The organism is Streptacidiphilus sp. PB12-B1b, from assembly GCF_014084125.1.
Classification (GTDB): domain Bacteria; phylum Actinomycetota; class Actinomycetes; order Streptomycetales; family Streptomycetaceae; genus Streptacidiphilus.
In genome coordinates this window covers 7330645-7350026 of the sequence record NZ_CP048405.1, presented here as the reverse complement: position 1 = coordinate 7350026, position 19382 = coordinate 7330645, and the positions used below count along the sequence as shown (strand labels likewise).

General features: G+C 72.1%; 16 protein-coding genes and 2 pseudogenes. 5 read left to right on the top strand and 13 right to left on the bottom strand.

Going from position 1 to position 19382, the window contains the following annotated elements:
* Positions 1 to 996 (top strand): inorganic phosphate transporter, encoded by a 996-nt coding sequence (locus GXW83_RS32040; protein ID WP_182446501.1) that lies wholly within the window; start codon positions 1 to 3, stop codon positions 994 to 996.
* 125 nt (positions 997 to 1121) lie between these two features.
* Here GXW83_RS32040 and pstB read toward each other — a convergent pair whose 3' ends face one another.
* The 8 genes and pseudogenes from pstB to mshD all read right to left on the bottom strand — a co-directional run bounded on the left by pstB (position 1122) and on the right by mshD (position 10480).
* Positions 1122 to 1898 (bottom strand): phosphate ABC transporter ATP-binding protein PstB, encoded by a 777-nt coding sequence (gene pstB / locus GXW83_RS32035; protein ID WP_182446500.1) that lies wholly within the window; start codon positions 1896 to 1898, stop codon positions 1122 to 1124.
* Positions 1899 to 1952: 54 nt separating this feature from the next.
* Positions 1953 to 3023: a phosphate ABC transporter permease PstA gene (gene pstA, locus GXW83_RS32030; RefSeq protein ID WP_182446499.1), complete on the bottom strand. Its 1071-nt coding sequence runs from the start codon at positions 3021 to 3023 to the stop codon at positions 1953 to 1955.
* Complete coding sequence (gene pstC / locus GXW83_RS32025; RefSeq protein ID WP_182446498.1) at positions 3023 to 4087, bottom strand: phosphate ABC transporter permease subunit PstC; 1065 nt, start codon at positions 4085 to 4087, stop codon at positions 3023 to 3025. The genes pstA and pstC overlap by 1 nt, the downstream gene beginning before the upstream one ends.
* 154 nt (positions 4088 to 4241) lie before the next feature.
* Positions 4242 to 5387 carry a phosphate ABC transporter substrate-binding protein PstS gene (gene pstS / locus GXW83_RS32020; protein ID WP_182446497.1) on the bottom strand — a complete coding sequence of 382 codons (1146 nt, stop codon included), beginning with the start codon at positions 5385 to 5387 and terminating at the stop codon, positions 4242 to 4244.
* 259 nt (positions 5388 to 5646) lie between these two features.
* Positions 5647 to 6087 carry an NUDIX hydrolase gene (locus tag GXW83_RS32015; RefSeq protein ID WP_182446496.1) on the bottom strand — a complete coding sequence of 147 codons (441 nt, stop codon included), beginning with the start codon at positions 6085 to 6087 and terminating at the stop codon, positions 5647 to 5649.
* Positions 6072 to 7043 carry a CHAD domain-containing protein gene (locus tag GXW83_RS32010; RefSeq protein WP_182446495.1) on the bottom strand — a complete coding sequence of 324 codons (972 nt, stop codon included), beginning with the start codon at positions 7041 to 7043 and terminating at the stop codon, positions 6072 to 6074. Before GXW83_RS32010 ends, GXW83_RS32015 begins: the two co-directional genes overlap by 16 nt.
* Positions 7044 to 7086: 43 nt before the next feature.
* A pseudogene (locus tag GXW83_RS32005) lies at positions 7087 to 9186 on the bottom strand (RNA degradosome polyphosphate kinase); the annotation flags it as partial.
* A 403-nt stretch (positions 9187 to 9589) separates the two neighbouring features.
* The gene (mshD, locus tag GXW83_RS32000) at positions 9590 to 10480 is read right to left on the bottom strand and encodes a mycothiol synthase (protein WP_182446493.1); all 891 of its coding nucleotides are present in this window, start codon (positions 10478 to 10480) and stop codon (positions 9590 to 9592) included.
* A gap of 156 nt (positions 10481 to 10636) precedes the next feature.
* On the opposite strand from mshD, the gene GXW83_RS31995 reads away from it, so the two are divergent.
* Together GXW83_RS31995 and GXW83_RS35495 are read left to right on the top strand one after the other, a co-directional pair.
* Positions 10637 to 10933: a type II toxin-antitoxin system RelE/ParE family toxin gene (locus GXW83_RS31995; protein ID WP_255431338.1), complete on the top strand. Its 297-nt coding sequence runs from the start codon at positions 10637 to 10639 to the stop codon at positions 10931 to 10933.
* A gap of 92 nt (positions 10934 to 11025) precedes the next feature.
* Positions 11026 to 11253 (top strand): helix-turn-helix transcriptional regulator, encoded by a 228-nt coding sequence (locus GXW83_RS35495; protein WP_225447591.1) that lies wholly within the window; start codon positions 11026 to 11028, stop codon positions 11251 to 11253.
* Positions 11254 to 11397: 144 nt separating this feature from the next.
* Here GXW83_RS35495 and GXW83_RS35490 read toward each other — a convergent pair.
* The 5 genes and pseudogenes from GXW83_RS35490 to GXW83_RS31965 form a co-directional block, all read right to left on the bottom strand.
* Positions 11398 to 12393 (bottom strand): annotated as a pseudogene (locus GXW83_RS35490) (sensor histidine kinase); the annotation flags it as partial.
* Positions 12394 to 12949: 556 nt separating this feature from the next.
* On the bottom strand, positions 12950 to 13771 hold the full coding sequence (locus tag GXW83_RS31980; RefSeq protein ID WP_182446492.1) for a response regulator transcription factor: 822 nt from the start codon (positions 13769 to 13771) through the stop codon (positions 12950 to 12952).
* A 92-nt stretch (positions 13772 to 13863) separates the two neighbouring features.
* A complete protein-coding gene (locus GXW83_RS35170) occupies positions 13864 to 15168 on the bottom strand; it encodes a S1C family serine protease (protein ID WP_182446491.1) in 1305 nt (434 codons plus the stop codon).
* Positions 15169 to 15256: 88 nt separating this feature from the next.
* A complete protein-coding gene (locus GXW83_RS31970) occupies positions 15257 to 16303 on the bottom strand; it encodes a LacI family DNA-binding transcriptional regulator (protein WP_182446490.1) in 1047 nt (348 codons plus the stop codon).
* Between the two features lie 105 nt (positions 16304 to 16408).
* The gene (locus GXW83_RS31965; protein ID WP_182446489.1) at positions 16409 to 17143 is read right to left on the bottom strand and encodes a response regulator transcription factor; all 735 of its coding nucleotides are present in this window, start codon (positions 17141 to 17143) and stop codon (positions 16409 to 16411) included.
* Positions 17144 to 17343: 200 nt separating this feature from the next.
* Between GXW83_RS31965 and GXW83_RS31960 the strand changes: the two genes are divergently transcribed.
* Both GXW83_RS31960 and GXW83_RS31955 read left to right on the top strand, forming a co-directional pair.
* On the top strand, positions 17344 to 18153 hold the full coding sequence (locus GXW83_RS31960) for an alpha/beta hydrolase (RefSeq protein WP_182446488.1): 810 nt from the start codon (positions 17344 to 17346) through the stop codon (positions 18151 to 18153).
* Between the two features lie 59 nt (positions 18154 to 18212).
* The gene (locus GXW83_RS31955; protein WP_182447694.1) at positions 18213 to 18518 is read left to right on the top strand and encodes a MoaD/ThiS family protein; all 306 of its coding nucleotides are present in this window, start codon (positions 18213 to 18215) and stop codon (positions 18516 to 18518) included.
* Positions 18519 to 19382: the final 864 nt, after the last annotated feature.

The window sequence follows — 19382 nt, the reverse complement described above, 5'->3', positions numbered from 1 at the left end:
GTGGACATCCTCGGACTGGTCCTTGTGGTGGGTGTTGCCTTCGGCTTCGCCTACACCAACGGCTTCCACGACTCGGCCAACGCCATCGCCACCTCGGTGTCCACCCGGGCGCTGACGCCCCGGGCGGCGCTGATGATGGCGGCGGTGATGAACCTGGCCGGCGCGTTCCTCGGGACGGGAGTCGCCCAGACCGTCAGCAAGGGCATCATCGAGGCGCCGTCCGGTCGGCAGGGGATGGTGGTCCTGTGGGCGGCGCTGATCGGCGCGATCACCTGGAACCTGGTCACCTGGTACTTCGGCCTCCCCTCCTCGTCCACCCACTCGCTGTTCGGCGGGATGGTCGGGGCGGCGCTGGCGGGCGGCACCAAGGTCTTCTGGACCGGCGTGTGGGAGAAGGTGGTCATTCCGATGATCACGTCTCCGATCGTCGGCCTGGTGCTGGGCTTCGCCATGATGGTGGCCATCATGTGGATCTTCCGCCGGGCCAACCCGCACCGGGCCAAGCGCGACTTCCGGATGGCGCAGACGGTGTCCGCGGCGGCCATGGCGCTCGGCCACGGCCTGCAGGACTCGCAGAAGACCATGGGTGTGGTGGTGCTGGCGCTGACCATCTCGCACCACCTGACCGGTTCGGCCATCCCGTTCTGGGTGAAGACCAGCACGGCCGTGGTGCTGTCGCTGGGCACCTGGGCCGGCGGCTGGCGGATCATGCGCACCCTGGGCCGGAAGATCATCGAGCTGGACCCGCCGCAGGGCTTCGCCGCCGAGTCGGTGGCCGCGTCCATCCTCTACATCACGGCGTACGCCTACCGGGTGCCGGTCTCCACCACCCACATCATCACCTCGGCGATCATGGGCGTGGGCGCGACCAAGCGGGTGCGGGCGGTGCGCTGGGGGGTGGCCAAGAACATCGTCATCGGCTGGTTCCTGACCATGCCCGCCGCCGGGCTGGTCGCCGCGCTGGTCTACTGGATCTCCTGGGCGGTCGTCCGCTGACGCCGGGCCGTACGGCACACGAGGACGGAACGGAAAGAAGGCCCCGCCCCCGGTCTACGGGGGGCGGGGCCTTCTGCTACCCCGTGGCGGCACCGCCTAGCAGCGCCACGGGGTGGTCCGGTGGGTCACCCGAAGCGGCCGGAGATGTAGTCCTCGGTGGCCTGCACGGACGGGTTGGAGAAGATCTTCTCGGTGGCGTCGATCTCGATCAGCCGCCCGGGCTGGCCGACGCCCGACAGGTTGAAGAAGGCGGTGCGGTCGCTGACGCGGGCCGCCTGCTGCATGTTGTGGGTGACGATGACGATGGTGAACTGCTCCTTCAGGGTGCCGATCAGGTCCTCGATGGCGAGGGTCGAGATCGGGTCCAGGGCGGAGCAGGGCTCGTCCATGAGCAGCACCTGGGGCTCGACCGCGATGGCGCGGGCGATGCACAGCCGCTGCTGCTGGCCGCCGGAGAGGCCGGCGCCGGGCCGGTCGAGCCGGTCCTTGACCTCGTTCCACAGGTTGGCGCCGATCAGCGACCGCTCGACGGCCTCGTCTATTGCCTTCTTGTTGCGGACGCCGTTGAGCTTGAGCCCGGCCGCCACGTTCTCCTTGATGGACATGGTGGGGAACGGGTTGGGGCGCTGGAAGACCATGCCGACGGTGCGGCGCACGGCCACGGCGTCGACGTTGTCCCCGTAGAGGTTCTCGTCGTCCAGGAGGACCTTGCCCTCGACGCGGGCGCCGGGGATGACCTCGTGCATGCGGTTGAGCGTGCGCAGGAAGGTGGACTTGCCGCAGCCGGAGGGGCCGATGAAGGCGGTCACGGAGCGGGGTTCGACGGTCATCGAGATGTCCTCGACGGCCCGGAACTTTCCGTAGAAGGCGTTGAGCCCGCTGACGTCGATGCGCTTGGCCATGATGGGGTTCTTCTCTCGTTCCTGAAGTCTGAAAAGTCTGTGGCGGCCGGCGCGTCAGCGCGATGCCTTGGGGGCCTTCCAGCGGGCGATCCCGCGAGCGACCAGGTTCAGCAGCATGACCAGCGCGATCAGGACCAGTGCACCGCCCCAGGCCCGGGCCTGGGAGGCGGGCGTACCCGCGTTGTACTGCTGGTAGACGAACAGCGGGAGTGACGACTGCGGGCCGCTGAACGGGTTGGTGTTGATCAGGTCGGTGCCGAAGACCAGCAGCAGGATCGGCGCGGTTTCGCCGATGATGCGGGAGATGGCCAGCACGACGCCGGTGGTGATGCCGCCGATGGCGGTAGGAAGGACGATCCGAAGGATGGTCAGCCACTTGGGGACGCCCAGCGCGAGGCTGGCCTCCCTCAGCTCGTTGGGAACGAGTTTCAGCATCTCCTCGGTTGCCCGGACCACGACCGGCATCATCAGGATGGCCAGGGCGAGGCTGCCGGCGAAGCCGGTGTAGGGCATGTCCAGGATCATGATCCAGAACGTCAGGACGAACAGGCCGGCGACGATCGACGGCACGCCGCTCATCACGTCCACGAAGAAGGTGACGATCTTGGCGAGCCTGCTGCGGTTGCCGTACTCGACCAGGTAGACCGCGGTCAGGATGCCGACCGGGGCGGCGAACAGGGTGGCCAGGCCGACCTGCTCCAGGGTGGCCATCAGCGCGTGGTAGAGACCGCCGCCGCTCTGGTTGGGCGAGATCTCGTTCATCGAGTGCGTCAGGAAGGTGGTGTTGATGACACCGATGCCCTTGTTCACCGTGTAGTAGAGCAGGCCCACCAGCGGCAGCAGCGCCAGCAGGAAGGCGACCCAGACCAGGCTGGTGACCAGGCCGTTCTTGGCCTGGCGGGCGCCCTCGACGGAGCGGGTGAGCAGGTACTGGGCGAGCACGAAGAAGATCGCGGCCAGCAGCCCCCACTGGAGCTTGCTGTGGATCGAGAAGACCGTGCCGAGCAGCACGGCGAGGGCGACCGCGCCGACGACGCTCGCGGCCGGCGTCCACTTGGGAAGGCGGCGTCCGCTGAGGGTGGACGGCGTGCGGCCGCTGCGCGGCGCGGTGGAGATGGTGCTCATCAGGCGTTCGCCCCCGAGTATTCCTTGCGGCGGGCGATGATCAGCCGAGCACCGCCGTTGACCAGCAGCGTGATGACGAAGAGGACCAGGCCGGAGGCGATCAGGGCGTCCAGTCCGTCGCTGGACGCCTCGCCGAACTGGGTGGCGATGTTCTGCGCGATGGTGCTGCCGCCCGGGTCGGTGATGTGCAGGCCCAGGGTGAGCTGCGGGGAGAGGACCGTGGCCACGGCCATGGTCTCGCCGAGCGCGCGGCCGAGGCCCAGCATGGAGGCGCTGATGATGCCGGAGCGGGCGAACGGCAGCACGGAGGTGCGGATGACCTCCCAGCGGGTGGCGCCGAGGGCCAATGCGGCCTCCTCGTGCGCCCGGGGGACCTGGAGGAAGATCTCGCGGCTGACCGCAGTGATGATCGGCAGCACCATGATGGCCAGCAGCACGCCGACGGTGAACAGGCTGCGCGGCTGGTCGCCGGGCAGCTGCTGCTTGAAGACGTAGGTCCAGCCGAAGTACTGGTTCAGCCAGGCGTTGACCCCGAGCATGTGCGGGACCAGGAACAGCGCGCCCCACAGGCCGTAGACGATGCTGGGGACGGCGGCGAGCAGGTCGACCACGTAGCCCAGGCCCTGGGCCAGGCGGCGCGGGGCCAGGTGCGAGATGAACAGGGCCACGCCGACGGAGATCGGCACGGCGAGCACCATGGCCACGATCGCGCTGACGGCGGTGCCCAGGACCAGCGCGGACATGCCGAACACCATCGGGGTGTCGGTGATGTCGAAGCCCTGGGTGGTCAGGAAGTTGCCGCCGTCCTCGCCGATGGCGTGGACGGAGCGGACGGTCAGGAAGGCCGCGATGGCGGCCATGATCACCAGCAGCAGGATGCCGGAGCCCCGGGAGGCGCCGGCGAACAGCCGGTCGCCCAGGCGGACCACGCCGCGGAGCTTCTCGGGGGCGGGCTCGACCACTGCGGTGGCGGGGGCGGAACTGCTGAGCAGATCGGGCCGGAGGTCGTCCGGCTCGGACTTCTCCTGCGGGTTGCTCGGTGGAGCGGTGTCTGGGAGTTCCATGGATTCTCCGGTCTGGGTGGCGTCGTCACCGGGGACGGCGCCTGGCGGCGGTGCACCGGACTGAGGGGGAGGGCAGAACGGGGGGAGAACGGCCACTGCGGTCCGGCCCTGCCTCCCCCAGGGGCAGGACCGGACCGCAGCGGGGTGTGCCGGGTCAGCCGAGGTTGCTGATCTCCGCCTGGACCTTGGTCTGCAGGGCGGCGGGCAGCGGGACGTAGCCGAGCGAGGTGACCGACTGCTGTCCGGCGGTGCTGATGGTGTAGTTCAGGAAGGCCTTCAGGGCCGGCAGCGACGAGGCGTTGTTGCCCTTGTCGCAGACGATCTCGTAGGTGACCAGGGTGATCGGGTAGGCGTTCGGGGCCTTGGTCGCGTAGTTGATCTTCAGCGAGAGGTCGTCACCGGTGCCCACGACGGGGGCGTCGGCGATGGTGGTGGTCGCGTTGGCGGCCGAGACGGCGACCGGGGCCGGGGCGCCGGTGGCGATCTGGACGGTGGAGAAGTTGCCCTCGGTCGCGTAGGACATCTCGAAGTAGGAGATGGAGCCCTTGACGGCCTTGACCTGCGCCGCGAGCCCGGCCGAACCGTTCGCCGACTGGCCGCCCTTGGCGGGCCACACCTTGGTGGCCTTGTACGGGAAGTCGGTCGGGTCGGTGGCGTTCAGGTACGCGGTGAAGTTGTTGGTGGTGCCCGAGCTGTCGACCCGGTGGAAGGTCTGGATCGGCAGGTTCGGCAGGGCGGCCGACGGGTTGAGCGTCTTGATGGCCGTGTCGTTCCAGTTGGTGATCTTGCCGGTGAAGATCTTCGCCAGCGTCGGGGCGTCCAGGACCAGGCTGTTCACACCGGGAAGGTTGTAGGCGATGGCGATCGGGCCGCCGATCATCGGCAGGTCGATGCCCTGGCCGCCGGGGCAGACCGCCTTGGTCTTGGTGACGTCGGCGGGCTTCATGGCCGCGTCCGAGCCGGCGAAGGCGACCTTGCCGGCCTCGAAGCTGGTCAGGCCCGCGCCCGAGCCGGTGCCCTGGTAGTTCACGGTGACCGAGGGGCACTTGGTCTGGAAGTCCTTGACCCACTGCGTCACAGCGTTCTGCTGGGCGGTGGAGCCGGCGCCGAGCAGCTGGCCGCTGCCGCAGGCGGAGGCGGCCGAGCCGCCGGTCGAGCTGGAGGAGGCGGCCGGGGTGGAGCCGCCGGCGTTGGTGGAGCTGTTGTTGTTGGAGCCGCACGCCGCGAGCGTCAGCGAGCTGACGACCGCCACGGCGCCGATGGCGAGGGCCTTGGTGCGGCCGTTCCGCTGGAGCTTCACTTGGTGTCCCTTTCGGAGTGGCCCAGGTCTGTGGTCTGGGCCTTCGTAGTGGAGGGAGGGTCTTGCGGCCTCCGACACCACTGGACGCTATGCGGGGGAGGTGAAGCGACAGGCCAGCACACATGAACGGAGGGTGAACCTCGGACGGACGCCGGGATACGCCGTGCGGTAGTAACGGTTTCGCTACGGCAACGACACGGCCGGATAAAGCAGCTTTACGCCGGACTCGCGGCTTTGTAAGGGATCACTCGGTAAGGGATCACTCGCCCAGCCGGGTGAGCAGCGCGTCCACCAGCTCCCGGTCGTGCCCGTAGCTGAGCCGTCGACGCGCCCGGTCGGCACTGAGCCACTCCAGCCGGTCCGCCTCCCGGTTGGGGGTGAACCTCCCGGAGATCCGGACCGCCGACCAGTAGCGCACCCGCTTGGGGCGGCCCTTCACCCGGTAGTGCTGGGTCGGCAGCCGGGCGCCCAGCTGCACCCGCATGCCGGTCTCCTCCAGGGCCTCGCGCAGGGCGGCCTCCTTGGAGCGCTCGCCCTCCTTCAGCTTGCCCTTGGGGAAGCTCCAGTCGCACAGCTTCGGCCGGTGGATCAGCGCCAGCTCCAGCTCGCCGTCCCGGCCGCCGGGACGCCACAGCACCACCCCCGCCGCACGGATCTTGCCGTGTTCGGTGCCGGCGGGGAGGGTCAGCGCGTGAACCATGAGTCGGAGAGCCAATCCGGGTGGTGGAGTTCGGGCCAGGCGAGGCCGAAGGCGTGGCGGGCCGCCTCCACCTCCAGGCGTTGATCAGCATGGACCACGCCCAGGACGTACGCGGTGGCGGGGGTGATCCTGGCCGTGGCGCCGGCCAGGGCGGCGGCCTCGGCCGCGTCGGTGGCCTCCTCGTGCCGCAGCAGTAGCCGGCCCAGCTCCGTCAGCCCGGCCAGCGGCCCGGCCGCCTCCGGGCCCAGCAGCGGCGCGCAGACCTCCATGGCGTACCGGGCGCGCAGCGCCAGCAGCCGCACCTCGCGCCAGGGCAGGTCCTCGTCGGGCAGGTGCAGGCCGTCCCCGTTGTACGGCCGGGCGCTGCGGGCCAGCGGCAGCACGGCCACCGCCTCGGCCAGCCGGCGGCGGGCGGCTGCGGCGTGCGTCAGCAGCGCCCGGGCCGGGGCGGAGCCGGCCGGCAGGCGCAGCGGCAGGTCGGACGCCAGCAGCGTCATCCGGTCGGCGACCGCGTGGAAGCGGGCCGAGCCCAGCTCCTGCAGGGCCAGGCTGTGCGCCCGGGAGCGGGCCAGCGTCAGCTGCCGCTCCAGCAGCGCCCGGGCCTTGGGCGCGCCCGGCGCGGCGTCGCTGTCCACGCAGGCCAGCGAGTCCAGCGCGGTGGTCAGCCGGGCCAGCCGACGGGTGTACGCCTGCTCCTGGCCGACCAGGGTGTCCAGCCGCAGCAGCTCGTCCCGCAGCTCGCGGGCCCAGGCCAGGTCCAGCAGCGCGTCGAAGGTGTGCAGCGCGCCGGCGACGCGCCGCAGGGTGCGGGGCTCGATGGACGGCAGGCCGCGCAGGAAGCTCGCGGCGTGGGCGGCCAGGTGCGCGGCCAGGGCCTCGCCCGCGGTACCGGCCGTGGCCGCCCGGTCGGTGGCCGGCCCGGCGGGCGTGGCGAGCGCACCGAGTGCGTCGGTCATCGTGCGTAAGTCCCCGTTGTCGTCTCGGTCGGTGGGCGGGCTCTCAGTTTCTGGGGCCACCCTGCCCCCAGCCGTCCGTGCGGCGCGTGCGGCGGCGCGACTCGATCAGCAGCTCCTGCACGTTGCGCAGCGGTGTGCCGTCCTCGGCGTGGGCGTGGCGGGTCCAGGTGCCGTCCGGGCCCAGGTGCCAGGAGGACGTCTCGTCGGCGATGCCCAGCTCCAGCAGGGCGGCCAGCTCGGCGCGGTGGCCCGCGTCGGTGACCCGGAGCAGGGCCTCGATCCGGCGGTCCAGGTTGCGGTGCATCATGTCGGCGCTGCCGATCCACACCTCCGGGTCGCCGCCGTTGCCGAACAGGAATATCCGGGAGTGCTCCAGGAACCGGCCGAGGATGCTGCGGACCCGGATGTTGTCCGACAGGCCGGGCACGCCGGGCCGGATGGCGCAGATGCCGCGCACCCACACGTCCACCTGCACCCCGGCCTGCGAGGCCCGGTAGAGGGCGTCGATGATCGCCTCGTCGACGATGGAGTTCAGCTTGAACTGGATGCGCGCCGGCCGCCCGGCCCGGTGGTGCGCGATCTCGTCCTGGATGCGGGTGACCAGGCCCTGCCGCAGCGAGCGCGGGGCGACCAGCAGCCGCCGGTAGGACTCGCGGCGGGAGTAGCCGGAGAGCCGGTTGAACAGGTCCGAGAGGTCCGCGCCGACCTGCGGGTCGGCGGTGATGATGCCGAGGTCCTCGTACAGCCGCGCGGTCTTGGGGTGGTAATTGCCGGTGCCGACGTGGGCGTAGCGGCGCAGCGTCTCGCCCTCCTGGCGGACTACCAGCGACAGCTTGGAGTGCGTCTTCAGCCCGACCAGCCCGTAGACGACGTGGCAGCCCGCCTCCTCCAGCTTGCGGGCCCACTTGATGTTGGCCTGCTCGTCGAAGCGGGCCTTGATCTCCACCAGCACCAGCACCTGCTTGCCGGACTCGGCGGCGTCGATCAGGGCGTCCACGATCGGCGAGTCGCCGCTGGTGCGGTACAGGGTCTGCTTGATCGCCAGGACCTGCGGGTCGTTGGCGGCCTGCTCCAGGAAGGCGGTGACCGAGGTCGAGAAGGAGTCGTACGGGTGGTGCAGCAGGACGTCGCGCTCGCGGACGGCGGCGAAGATGTCCGGCTGCGAGGCCGACTCGACGTCCGACAGGCCGCGGGCGGTCCCGGCCACGAACGCCGGGTACTTCAGCTCCGGGTGGTCCAGGCCGGCGATGGCGAACAGCCCGGTCAGGTCCAGCGGCCCGGGCAGCGGGTAGACCTCGGACTGGTTGATGTTCAGCTCGCGGACCAGCAGGTCCAGGACGTACGGGTCGATCGACTCCTCGACCTCCAGCCGGACCGGCGGGCCGAAGCGGCGCCGCATCAGCTCCTTCTCCAGGGCCTTGAGGATGTTCTCGGTGTCGTCCTCCTCCACCTCGAGGTCCTCGTTGCGGGTGACCCGGAAGGCGTGGTGGTCCAGCACCTCCATGCCCGGGAACAGCTCCTCCAGGTGCGCGCCCATGACGTCCTCCAGCGGGACGTAGCGCTGCGGGGAGGCCTCCAGGAAACGGTTCAGCGACTGCGGGACCTTCACCCTGGCGAAGTGCTTGTGGCCGCTGACCGGGTTGCGGACCACCACGGCCAGGTTGAGCGACAGCCCCGAGATGTACGGGAAGGGGTGCGCCGGGTCCACCGCCAGCGGGGTGAGCACCGGGAAGATCTGCTGCCGGAACAGGGTCAGCAGGCGGGCCTGCTCCGTGTCGGTCAGCTCGCTCCAGCGGACCAGGTCTATGCCCTGCTCGGCGAGGGCCGGCTGGACGTCCTGCTGGAAGCAGGCGGCGTGCCGGGCCATCAGCTCGCGGGACCGCTTCCAGATCTGCTCCAGCACCTCGCGGGGCTGCAGCCCCGCCGCCGAGCGGGTGGCGACGCCGGTGGCGATCCGCCGCTTCAGGCCGGCGACCCGGACCATGAAGAACTCGTCCAGGTTGCTGCCGAAGATGGCCAGGAACTTGGCGCGTTCCAGCAGCGGCGTCTCCGGGTCCTCGGCCAGCTCCAGCACCCGCTCGTTGAAGGCCAGCCAGCTGCGCTCGCGGTCCAGGAAGCGGCCCTGCGGCAGCTCGTCGTCGGGGGACTCGGCCAGCTCCGCCAGCTCGCGGCTGTCCGGCAGGCGCAGCACGCTGGCCCCGTCGGCCTGCACGGCGGCGGGCACGGCTGCGGGCGCGGCGGTCTGCGCGGGCGCGGGGTCGGCCGCGGTGGTCCGGGGGCAGCCTTGGTGGGAGCCTTGGTGGGAGCAGCAGCCGTCTTGGCGGCGGCGGTCTTCGCGGCGGCGGCGGACTTGGCCGCGGGCCGGGGTGAAGCAGGGCGGGCGGTCATGGTGGGCGGCTCCTCCTGCGGGCTGTCATCCGTACGGGTCTGCGCGTGATCCGGGTGACGCTGCGGAGACTGTACGGATTGCATTTCGTGATCTTTGCAACGGCGATTGAACTCAAGGTAAATAGGGGATGGCCTACGGGATAGCTGAGGTGGTCACCTCAGCGCGGCAGTACGTCGTCCGCGGGTGCGCTGAACACCAGATCGACCTCGTGCACCGTGAACCCCAACCTCTCGTATACCCGGACGGCCGCGGGGTTATCGGCGTCCACGTACAGCAACACGGTGTGCAGGCCCCGTACCTCTCCGAGGTAGCGCAGGCCGGTCGCGGTCAGCGCCCGGCCCAGGCCGCTGCCCTGCTCCTGCGGGCTCACCCCGACCACGTACACCTCGCCGAGGCCGCCCTCGGCCTTGGTCCAGTGGAAGCCCACCAGCCGGCCCCCGCGCTCGGCCAGGAAGAAGCCCGCCGGGTCGAACCACGGCTCGGCGATCCGCTCCGACAGGTCCCGCTGCGTCCAGGAGCCCTGCTCGGGGTGGTGCGCGAAGGCCGCGGCGTTCAGCGCCAGCCAGGCCGCGTCGTCCTGGCCGGGGACGAAGGTGCGCAGGGTCACGCCCGGCGGCAGCACCGGCTCGACGTCCACCGGCAGGGCCCGGCGCATCTGCCGCAGCTCGCGGGAGAGCACCAGCCCGAACGCCTCGGCCAGCCGCCGCGCCGCCGGGTGGCCGCCGTGCGCCCACACCCGCCGCGCCCCGGCCGAGGCCGCTGCCGACGCCAGCTCGCGCCCGTGCCCGCGCCCGCGCCGGGCCGGATCGACCACCAGCTCGGCCGTCCCCTCGCCGTCCACCTGCGCGTACCCGACGAGCCCGCCCGCGTCGTCGTGCTGCAGCAGGTGCCGCACCCCCTCGCGCGGCCCCCGCAGCGCCAACCGGCCCTGCTCGGACACGGCAGCCTTCCCGTCCTCCGCCGCAGCCCGCTCCAGCAGCCGCCCCACCGCCCCCTGCGCCCCCGGATCCAGCGCAGCCACGACCTCTATGCCCTCGACTCCACTCATGCCCCGACCCTACGTCCCCCCACCCCACCCCAGCAGTCCACCGCGAACCCGCCGGAGCCTCACCCGATCGAGTGACCCCGGTCCGAAGGCCTGCCGCGCTCTGGCCCGGACATTTAGCCATAGAACAAGCTGGCGGAGGCGGACCCGGAGTCGTACGTGCTGGTCAACCAGGCCGTCCTGGTGCTTGCCGTGAACGGTCCCACCGAGGGGCGGCCACTGGTGGACCGCGTCCACGGCTCCGTCCTGCACAACCTCAAGGAACTGCGACCGGGATCATCGGGGCGGAGCGAGATCCGGGTGCTGTTCATGTTCGACCCCTGGCGCTCCGCCGTCCTGCTGGTGGCGGGCAAGAAGGCCGGGGACTGGACCGGCTGGTACGACCGGGCCATCCCCAGGGCCGAGGCGCTGTACGACACGTACCTGAGCGAGCGACGGAAGGAGAAGGGCCCGTGAGCGGACACATCCGCTGGAGCGAGTCCGGCCACCGGCAGCAGGCGGAACGGTTGGCGGGAGGGGAGGAGGTGTTCCTCGCCCGCGTGCGCCGGATGCTCGACCAGGCCCGCGCCTGGCGCCTGGTGGAACTCCGCAAGGAGCGCGGGTTCACCCAGGCCCAGGTGGCCGAGCGCATGGGCGTGAGCCCTGGCCGCGTCTCCCAGATCGAGAGCGGCCAGGTCTCCGGACAGGAGGTGATCGAGCGCTACGTCGAGGCCCTCGGCGGAAGCCTGGTCGTGGTCGCCGTCTTCGGCGACGGTGACCTGCGCAAGGTCGGCTGACCCCGGAGCGGGTCGGTGTCCAGGGGGTGGGACGGGGGTGTCAGGGGGTGGACGGGGGCGGGGTGGCCGGCTTCGGGGGAGCGGGGGCGCCGAGGCGGTCGGGGGCGTGGCCGGAGGCGGGGTGGGCGCGCCGGGCAGCCGGACCGTGGCCAGCGCGCCGCCGGTCGCCCCGCCCGGGCCGGGCTCGGCGGCGGCCAGCGCCACCTCGCCGCCCGCGTCCCGGATGGTCTGCGCCACGATCGCCAGGCCCAGACCCGACCCGGGCATCTGCCGCGCCGAGGGCGACCGCCAGAAGCGGTCGAACACGTGCGGCAGGTCCTCCGCCGGGATGCCCGGGCCCCGGTCGCGCACGGTCAGCGTCCCGAAGCGCAGGCCGACGTCGATCGCGCCGCCGGACGGGCTGAACTTCACCGCGTTGTCCAGCAGGTTGATCACCGCCCGCTCCATGGTGTGCGCGTCCGCGCGGACGAACCAGGGGTGCACGTCGACGTTGAAGGTCAGCCCCGGGCCGCGCAGCCGGGCCCGGTCCAGGGCGCGCGCCACGATGTCGTGCAGCGGCAGCACCTCCAGCGGCTTGGAACCCTTCGGCCGGGTCGGCCGGGACAGCTCCAGCAGGTCCCCGATGAGCGTGGACAGCTCCAGCATCTGCGCCTTCATGTTGCGCAGCATCCGGCTCCGGGTGTCCTCGGGCAGCGCCCGCCCGGTCTCCTCGCTGCGCACCAGCAGGTCCACGTTGGTCCGCAGGGACGTCAGCGGCGTCCGCAGCTCGTGGCCGGCATCGGCGATCAGCTGGGACTGCCGGTCCCGGGAACTCGCCAGCGCGGTGCTCATCGAGTTGAACGACTCGCTCAGCCGCGCGATCTCGTCACTGCCGTTGACCTCGATGGTGGTGCCCAGCTCCTCGGTCCGCGCGATGTGCTCGACCGCGTCGGTCAGCCGGTCCACCGGGCGGAGCGCTGCGCGGGCCACGAGCAGCCCGATGCCGGCGGCCCCCAGGGCGCCCAGTGCGGCGACGCCGATCAGGATGACGAGCAACTCCTGGAGCGATCGCTGTGTCTCGGTGAGCGGGTAGGCGGCCAGAAGCACCACCGGCTGCCCGGTGGTCGTGGTCTTCGGAGTCACCAGGACCAGCGCGGGCATTCCGTCCGTGTACGTCCCGTGCCGGAAGTGGGTCTTGGTGGTCGTGTAGTCGGAACTCACGGTCTCGATGCCGCGAGGTGCGTACTGAGGCAGGCAGACACCGGTGCCGGTGGGTGTGGACTCGATGACCTCGAGATCGCTCTGGACCGACTGTCCGCCGCTGGGGGGAATCCCCAGCGCCGGGTTGGATGCGGCTGCCGCGCTCTGCTCCTTGGCGGTCGCCGCGGCGTCCCCGGCCGTCACACCGCAGGCTGCGTTCAGGAACGTATTCCGGGCGATGTAGACGCTGTTCAGGGAGCGCTCTGCCTGTCCGTTGAACTGGTCCTTGACCACGAACCAGCAGGTGCAGGCGCAGACGGCGATGGCGACGGCGACGGCTGCGGCCGTGAGGACGGACAGCCGGCCGCGGAGCGACATGCGTTGGAACCAGCCGGACCAGCGGCGGCGGGAGCGGGGACGGGCCTCGGGGGTGGGGGTGTCCTCGTCGGGTGGGGTCTCGTGGTCGTTCATCGCTGGTCTGGTCCCCGTCGGAAGTGTCGTCGCCATGGTCGCGGCGTCAGCTGCTGCGCTCGACCGCGCGCAGCGCGTACCCGACGCCGCGGACGGTGTGCACCAGGCGCGGCAGGCCGCCGGCCTCGGTCTTGCGGCGGAGGTACATCACGTACACGTCGAGCGAGTTGGAGGAGGGCTCGAAGTCGAAGCCCCAGACGGCCTTGAGGATCTGCTCCCGGGTGAGCACCTGGCGCGGGTGCGCCAGGAACATCTCCAGCAGCATGTACTCGGTGCGGGTCAGCTCCACCGGGTGGCCCGCGCGGGTCACCTCGCGGGTGGTGGTGTTCATCCGCAGGTCCTCGAAGGCGAGGATCTCGTCGTTGGAGGGGCCGTCGCCGCCCAGCCCCGCCGCCTGGACGATGCTGTTGCGCCGGAGCAGCGCCCGCACCCGGGCCAGCAGTTCGTCCAGCTCGAAGGGCTTGGCGAGGTAGTCGTCCGCGCCGACGTCCAGGCCGGTGACCCGGTCGCCGACGGCGTCCCGCGCGGTGAGCATCAGCACCGGCACGGTGTCGCCGCGGGCCCGCAGCCGGCGGACGGCGGTGAGGCCGTCCATCCTCGGCATCATGATGTCGAGCAGCACCAGGTCGGGCTTGTTCTCGGCGATCGCGTCCAGGGCCTCGACGCCGTCGGAGGCGGTGGCCACCTCGTAGCCCTCGAAGGCGAGGCTGCTCTCCAGGGCGTCCCGCAGCGCGGGCTCGTCGTCGACGACCAGGACGCGTGCCAGCGCCTCCGCCTCGGAGGCGGCGGGGTCGTTGGGGAGGCGTTGGCGGCGGCAGGCATGGGGGCTGCTCCTCAGGGGTTCTTCTTTATGCGGACACGGTGGCATGTGTCCGTGATTGTCCAGCAACGACGCGCCCGGCGGAGAACGGCCGGGCGGATCGGATCCGCCCGGCCACCGCACCGCTGGGGAGGCACTGCTCAGCTGGTGATGCTCTGGCCGTTCTGGAGCTGGCCGAGGACCGCCTTGACGGCGTTGATCGGGATGGCGAAGCCGAGGCCGACGCTGCCGGCCTGCTCGCCGGAGCTCTCCTGGCCGGAGGAGGACGAGGAGTTGTACATGGAGGCGTTGATGCCGATGACCTGGCCGGAGCTGTTCAGCAGCGGGCCGCCGGAGTTGCCCGGGTTGAGCGAGGCGTCGGTCTGGATGGCGTTGTAGGTCGCGGTCTGGCCGCTGGAGCCGGAGCTGCCGCTGTTCCCGTTGCCGCTGCCGAAGCCGCCCTCGCCGGACCAGCTCGGGAAGCCGAAGCCGCCGTTGCTCTGGGTGGTGGCCTCGCTGACGTCGACGGTGACCTTGCGGTTCAGCGCGCTGACGATGCCCGCGGTGACGGTGCCGGTGAGGCCGTCGGGGTTGCCGATGGCGACGACCGAGTCGCCGATCGCCACCTGGCTGGAGTCGCCGAGCGAGGCGGTCTTCAGGCCGCTGACGCCCGCGGCCTTGATCACCGCGATGTCGCTGCCCGCGTCGGTGCCGACGATGCTCGCACTGGCGGTCGAGCCGTTGTGGAAGGTGACCTTGATGGTGGCGTTGCTGTCGCCGACCGACGAGGAGATCACGTGGTAGTTGGTGAGGATCTGACCGGTCGAGGTCAGGATGATGCCGGTGCCGATGTCCTCGCTGTTGCTGGTGTCCACGGTGATCTGGACGGTGGCGGGCGAGACGGCGGCGGCGATCGCGGCGATGTCGTTGGTGCTCTTGGAGTCGGAGGTGACCACGGCGGAGGTGCTGTAGTTGCCCGACTTCTGGGTGCTGGTGCTGATGTAGCCGCCCGCCACGCCGCCGGCCAGGGCGGAGATCAGGGCCACTGCCGCGACCAGCGCCAGCGGGCGCCGCATCCGGCGCTTCTTCGTCCCGCTGCCGTCGCTGCCGTCGGCCCCCTCGCCGCCGTGGCCGCCTTCGGCGAAGGCGGTCTGCGCGGTCCAGTCGCCGTTGCCGGCGCCTCCGGCCTGCGGGCCGGTGCCGTCGTACGCGCCGTAGCTGTGCGCGGGCGGCGGGGCGAAGCCGGGGAGGACCGTGCCGTCGATCGGCGCGTGCGCGGTGGGCTGGTAGCCCGGGACCGGCGGTACGGCCGGCATCGGGGTGGTGGCCTCGGCGCCGGCGGCCCAGGCGCCGCCGGCCGGGTAGCCGGGCTGCGGAGCGGCGTCGTAGCCGGGCCGGGAGCCGGTCTCGTAGGGGGACGCTCCCGGCTCGGGGGCGCTGGCAGGGTTCGGGTGCGTGTCGGTCATGAGAACAAGGTCCGCTGGAAAGATGAAAGCTCGCTGAGAGTCAGCTCATAAGCCGACCAAAGATTCACTATGCCGGATGAGGACCCGCTCATGGCCGCGTTTCCGCAGGTCCGCCGCATCCGCAGGAGCGGCGGACGACCAGCCGGCTGGGGAACCGGCGCAGCCGGGGGGTGTCCGAACCGGGCACCATCAGCGAGTCGTCCAGCACCAGGTCCACCGCGGCGCGGGCCATGGCGTCCCGGTCGGAGGCGACGGTGGTCAGCGGCGGGTCGCTGAACGCCGCCTCGGGCAGGTCGTCGAAACCGGCCACGGCGAGGTCCCGGGGGACGTCCAGGCCGACCTCGCGGGCCGCCCGGAGCACGCCGATGGCCTGGTCGTCGGTGGAGCAGAAGATGGCCGTCGGCCGGTCGGGGGAGCGCAGCAGCTCCACCGCGACCTGGTAGGCCCCGTACCGGTCGAAGGGCGCGTCGACCAGGCGGCCCTCGGTGGCCAGGCCCGCGCCGATCATGGCCCGCCGCCAGCCCTCGATGTGGTCGATCACCGGGTCGCCCGGGGCGGGAGCGGTGACCGGGCCGCCGAAGCAGGCCACGTACGGGTGGCCGTGCCCGAGCAGGTGCAGCACGGCCTTCTCGGCGCCGCCGACGTCGTCGGTGACCACGGCGACGTCGTCGGAGCTGGACGGGCGGCGGTGCAGCATCACCACCCGGGAGTCGTCGTAGGCGGCGAACTCGGCGGTCGCCTGCTCGGAGGGGCCCTGGCTGATCAGGATCAGTCCGGCCACGCGCATCCCGAGGAAGGCCCGGACGTAGTGGATCTCCCGGTCGCCGGTGTAGTCCGAGTTGCCCAGCAGCACGATCTTGCCGCGCTCGGACGCCACCCGCTCCACGGCGTGCGACAGCTCCGCGAAGAACGGCTGGCGGGCGTCGGGGACGACCATGCCGATGAGGTTGGTCCGCCGGCTCGCCATCGCCTGGGCCACACTGTTGGGGCGGTAGCCGAGCTCGGCTATGGCCGCCAGGACCCGTTCTCGGGTCGCCGGGGCGACCGGCCGGGGGCCGTTGTTGATGACATAGCTCACGACTGCCGTCGAGGTCCCTGCCAGCCTGGCCACATCGTCGCGCGTCACCTTGGGCACGGGGGCATCCTACGCGCCGCCGCGTGCCGTTCGTGGCCGGTGTTCACGCTCCGGGCACGGGTGCGCTGCCGTCGCCCCCGCCGCGGCGCGGGGACGACGCGGGCCTCAGACCTCCAGCTCGACGTCGGCGGCCTCCTGCGGGGCCGCCAGCGGGGCCTTGTCGGCGGCCTTCTCCGGGATGACGAAGCGGTAGCCGACGTTGCGCACCGTGCCGATCAGCTGCTCGTGCTCGGGGCCGAGCTTGGCGCGCAGCCGCCGCACGTGGACGTCCACGGTGCGGGTGCCGCCGAAGTAGTCGTAGCCCCAGACCTCCTGCAGCAGCTGGGCCCGGGTGAAGACCCGGCCGGGGTGCTGCGCGAGGTACTTGATCAGCTCGAACTCCTTGAAGGTGAGGTCGAGCACCCGGCCCTTGAGCTTGGCGCTGTAGGTGGCCTCGTCCACGGAGAGGTCGCCGTTGCGGATCTCCATCGGGCTGTCGTCCTGGACGACCTGCATCCTGCCGGTGGCCAGCCGCAGCCGGGCCTCGACCTCGGCCGGGCCCGCGGTGTCCAGGAGCACGTCGTCGATGCCCCACTCGGCCGTCACGGCGGCCAGGCCGCCCTCGGTGACGACCAGGATCACCGGCGCACCCGGCCCGGTGGAGCGCAGCAGCTGACACAGGCTGCGGATGTGCGGCAGGTCACGCCGCCCGTCCACCAGGATCACGTCGGCGCTGGGGGTGTCCACCAGGGCGGAGCCCTCGGCGGGGGCCACGCGCACGTTGTGCAGCAGCAGGCCGAGGGCGGGGAGGACTTCGGCGGAGGGCTGGAGGGCGTTGGTGAGCAGCAGCAGAGAACTCATACCCGGGTAGTCCCCTTTCCGGGTGACGGAGGGCTGGTAACTCCGGTATCCCCGGCGGGCACACCGCACTGTGCGCACCACCGGCCATGCGTCGAGCCGCGCGACAAGGCGATGGACGGACTGTGCGTTCAGCTGCTGAATGCACAAAAGGACCCGGGGGCGACTCTGCCCGGATCCCTTGGAGAAGGAGAATAGCCCACATGGACCCCAGGGCGAAGAGTCTGACCAGGAACGAGGGGGGCGTACGCCCGTGGAGCGCGCCTGCTGAGGCGCTCCTCTCCACCGCCGACGGGGTGCGGCTGCACGCCGCGTACAGCCCGCCGAGGACGCCCGGCGCGGAGGTCGCCGTCGTGCTGGCGCACGGCTTCTCCGGGGCGGTCGAGCGCCCGGCGGTGCGGCGCGCGGCGGCGCTGCTGACCGGGTACGCCGGCGTGGTCACCTTCTCGTTCCGGGGGCACGGACGCTCGGCCGGGCTCTCCACCGTCGGCGACCGGGAGGTGCTGGACGTCCAGGCGGCCGTCGCGTGGGCCCGCTCGCTGGGCTACCGCCGGGTGGTCACGCTCGGCTTCTCCATGGGCGGGGCGGTGGTGCTGCGGCACGCCGCGCTGCACCAGGGGGTGGACGCGGTGGCCGCCGTCAGCGCCCCGGCCCGCTGGTACTACCGGGGGACGGTGCCGATGCGGCGGCTGCACTGGGTGGTGATGCGGCCGCTGGGCCGGGTCGTCGGGCGGGTGGGGCTGCGCACCCGGATCGACCCGCAGGAGTGGCCGCAGCCGCCGCTGCCCCCGGTGGCCGCCGCCGCGCTGCTGCCCGCGCTGGGCATTCCGCTGCTGGTGGTCCACGGTGACACCGACCCGTACTTCCCGCTGGACCACCCGCGCTCGCTGTACGAGGCGGCCGGGCCGGACCATGCCGAGCTGTGGATCGAGGCCGGATTCGGGCACGCCGAGAACTCCGCGCCGGACGCGCTGATCGAACGCGTGGGCGAGTGGCTGGCGGGTGCGCGGTGACGGCAACCCGACGGACGAGACATGATGTCCCGATGCGAGCTTCCACGGAGGAGGGTGAGATGGCCGGGACGACGTCGGTCACCGACACCGGACCGGCCGACGCGGCACGGAGCGGTGTGATCCGCTACTGGGCGGCGGCCAAGGCCGAGGCCGGTACGGGCGAGGAGCCCTATCGGGCGGCGACGCTCCAGGAGGCCTTGGACGCGGCCCGGCGGCTCCACGCCGACCAGCCCCGCTTCGAGCGCGTCCTCGGCATGTGCTCGTTCCTGGTCGACGGCGCCCCGGTCGGCGGCCGCGACCATGCGGACGTCCACCTGGTCGAGGGCGGCGTGGTCGAGGTCCTCCCCCCCTTCGCGGGCGGGTGACGCGGACCATGTCCGACTACTACTCCCAGCAAAACCCCCAGCCGCAGGCCCAGCCCGGGCCGCAGCATCAGCCCCAGGCGCAGCCCCAGCCGCAGCCGCAGGCCCGTCCGGGGCAGCCGCCGTTCACCTCCGACGACGCCGAGGCCACGGCCTACCTGCCGCCCGTCCCGGACCAGGGCCCGGCCTTCGCCGCCGACCCGGCGCAGCCGCCGCCGACCTCGCGCTTCGGCCAGATCCACGAGAAGTACGCCACCGGCGAGGTCCACGTCCCCCCACAGGCCCACCAGCAGCCACAGCAGCCCGCACCGCAGTACCAGCAGCACCCGCCGCACCTCCAGGCCCAGCAACACCCGCACCAGCAGCCCGCTCCGCAGCACCCACAGGCGCAAGCCCAGCAGCAGCAGTTCGCGCAGCAGCAGCCGCAGCGGTTCGCGCCGCAATTCCAGCAGGGTCCGCAGCCGCACCCGCAACAGGCCCCACCGCACCCGCAGCAGCAGGCCGCGCCGCAGCACCCGCAGGCGCAGGCCCAGCAGCAGCCGCAGCCCGACCCGCAGCAGGCCGCGGCCTGGCCGCAGCACTGGGAGCAGCCGTCCGCCGCTCCGGCGCCGGACGGCTACGCGCCCTCGGCCCGCTCCACCCCGCCCCCGGCTGGCAGCCGCAGGCGGCGCCCCCGGCCCAGCAGCACCCGTACCAACCCGCTGCCCCCTACACCTCCGGCCCGACCGCCTCCCCCTACGCCCAGTCCACCGCCTTTCCCCCGGGCCAGGGCCCCAACTCCGCCACCCCACCGTCCGGCCCCTTCCCGCCAGGCCAAGGCCCGGCCGTGGCCGGTGGCCATCCCGGCGCGGGCACCGATCACCCCGG

Bases quoted from the DNA above. Each gene is read 5' to 3' on its own strand.
- GXW83_RS31965 (WP_182446489.1), bottom strand. From the start codon at position 17,143: ATGAGTTCTCTGCTGCTGCTCACCAACGCCCTCCAGCCCTCCGCCGAA.
- GXW83_RS32015 (WP_182446496.1), bottom strand. From the start codon at position 6,087: ATGGTTCACGCGCTGACCCTCCCCGCCGGCACCGAACACGGCAAGATC.
- pstA (WP_182446499.1), bottom strand. From the start codon at position 3,023: ATGAGCACCATCTCCACCGCGCCGCGCAGCGGCCGCACGCCGTCCACC.
- GXW83_RS35170 (WP_182446491.1), bottom strand. From the start codon at position 15,168: ATGACCGACACGCACCCGAACCCTGCCAGCGCCCCCGAGCCGGGAGCG.
- GXW83_RS31960 (WP_182446488.1), top strand. From the start codon at position 17,344: ATGGACCCCAGGGCGAAGAGTCTGACCAGGAACGAGGGGGGCGTACGC.
- GXW83_RS31980 (WP_182446492.1), bottom strand. From the start codon at position 13,771: ATGCCACCGTGTCCGCATAAAGAAGAACCCCTGAGGAGCAGCCCCCAT.
- GXW83_RS31955 (WP_182447694.1), top strand. From the start codon at position 18,213: ATGGCCGGGACGACGTCGGTCACCGACACCGGACCGGCCGACGCGGCA.
- GXW83_RS35495 (WP_225447591.1), top strand. From the start codon at position 11,026: ATGCTCGACCAGGCCCGCGCCTGGCGCCTGGTGGAACTCCGCAAGGAG.
- pstC (WP_182446498.1), bottom strand. From the start codon at position 4,087: ATGGAACTCCCAGACACCGCTCCACCGAGCAACCCGCAGGAGAAGTCC.
- GXW83_RS32010 (WP_182446495.1), bottom strand. From the start codon at position 7,043: ATGACCGACGCACTCGGTGCGCTCGCCACGCCCGCCGGGCCGGCCACC.
- mshD (WP_182446493.1), bottom strand. From the start codon at position 10,480: ATGAGTGGAGTCGAGGGCATAGAGGTCGTGGCTGCGCTGGATCCGGGG.
- pstB (WP_182446500.1), bottom strand. From the start codon at position 1,898: ATGGCCAAGCGCATCGACGTCAGCGGGCTCAACGCCTTCTACGGAAAG.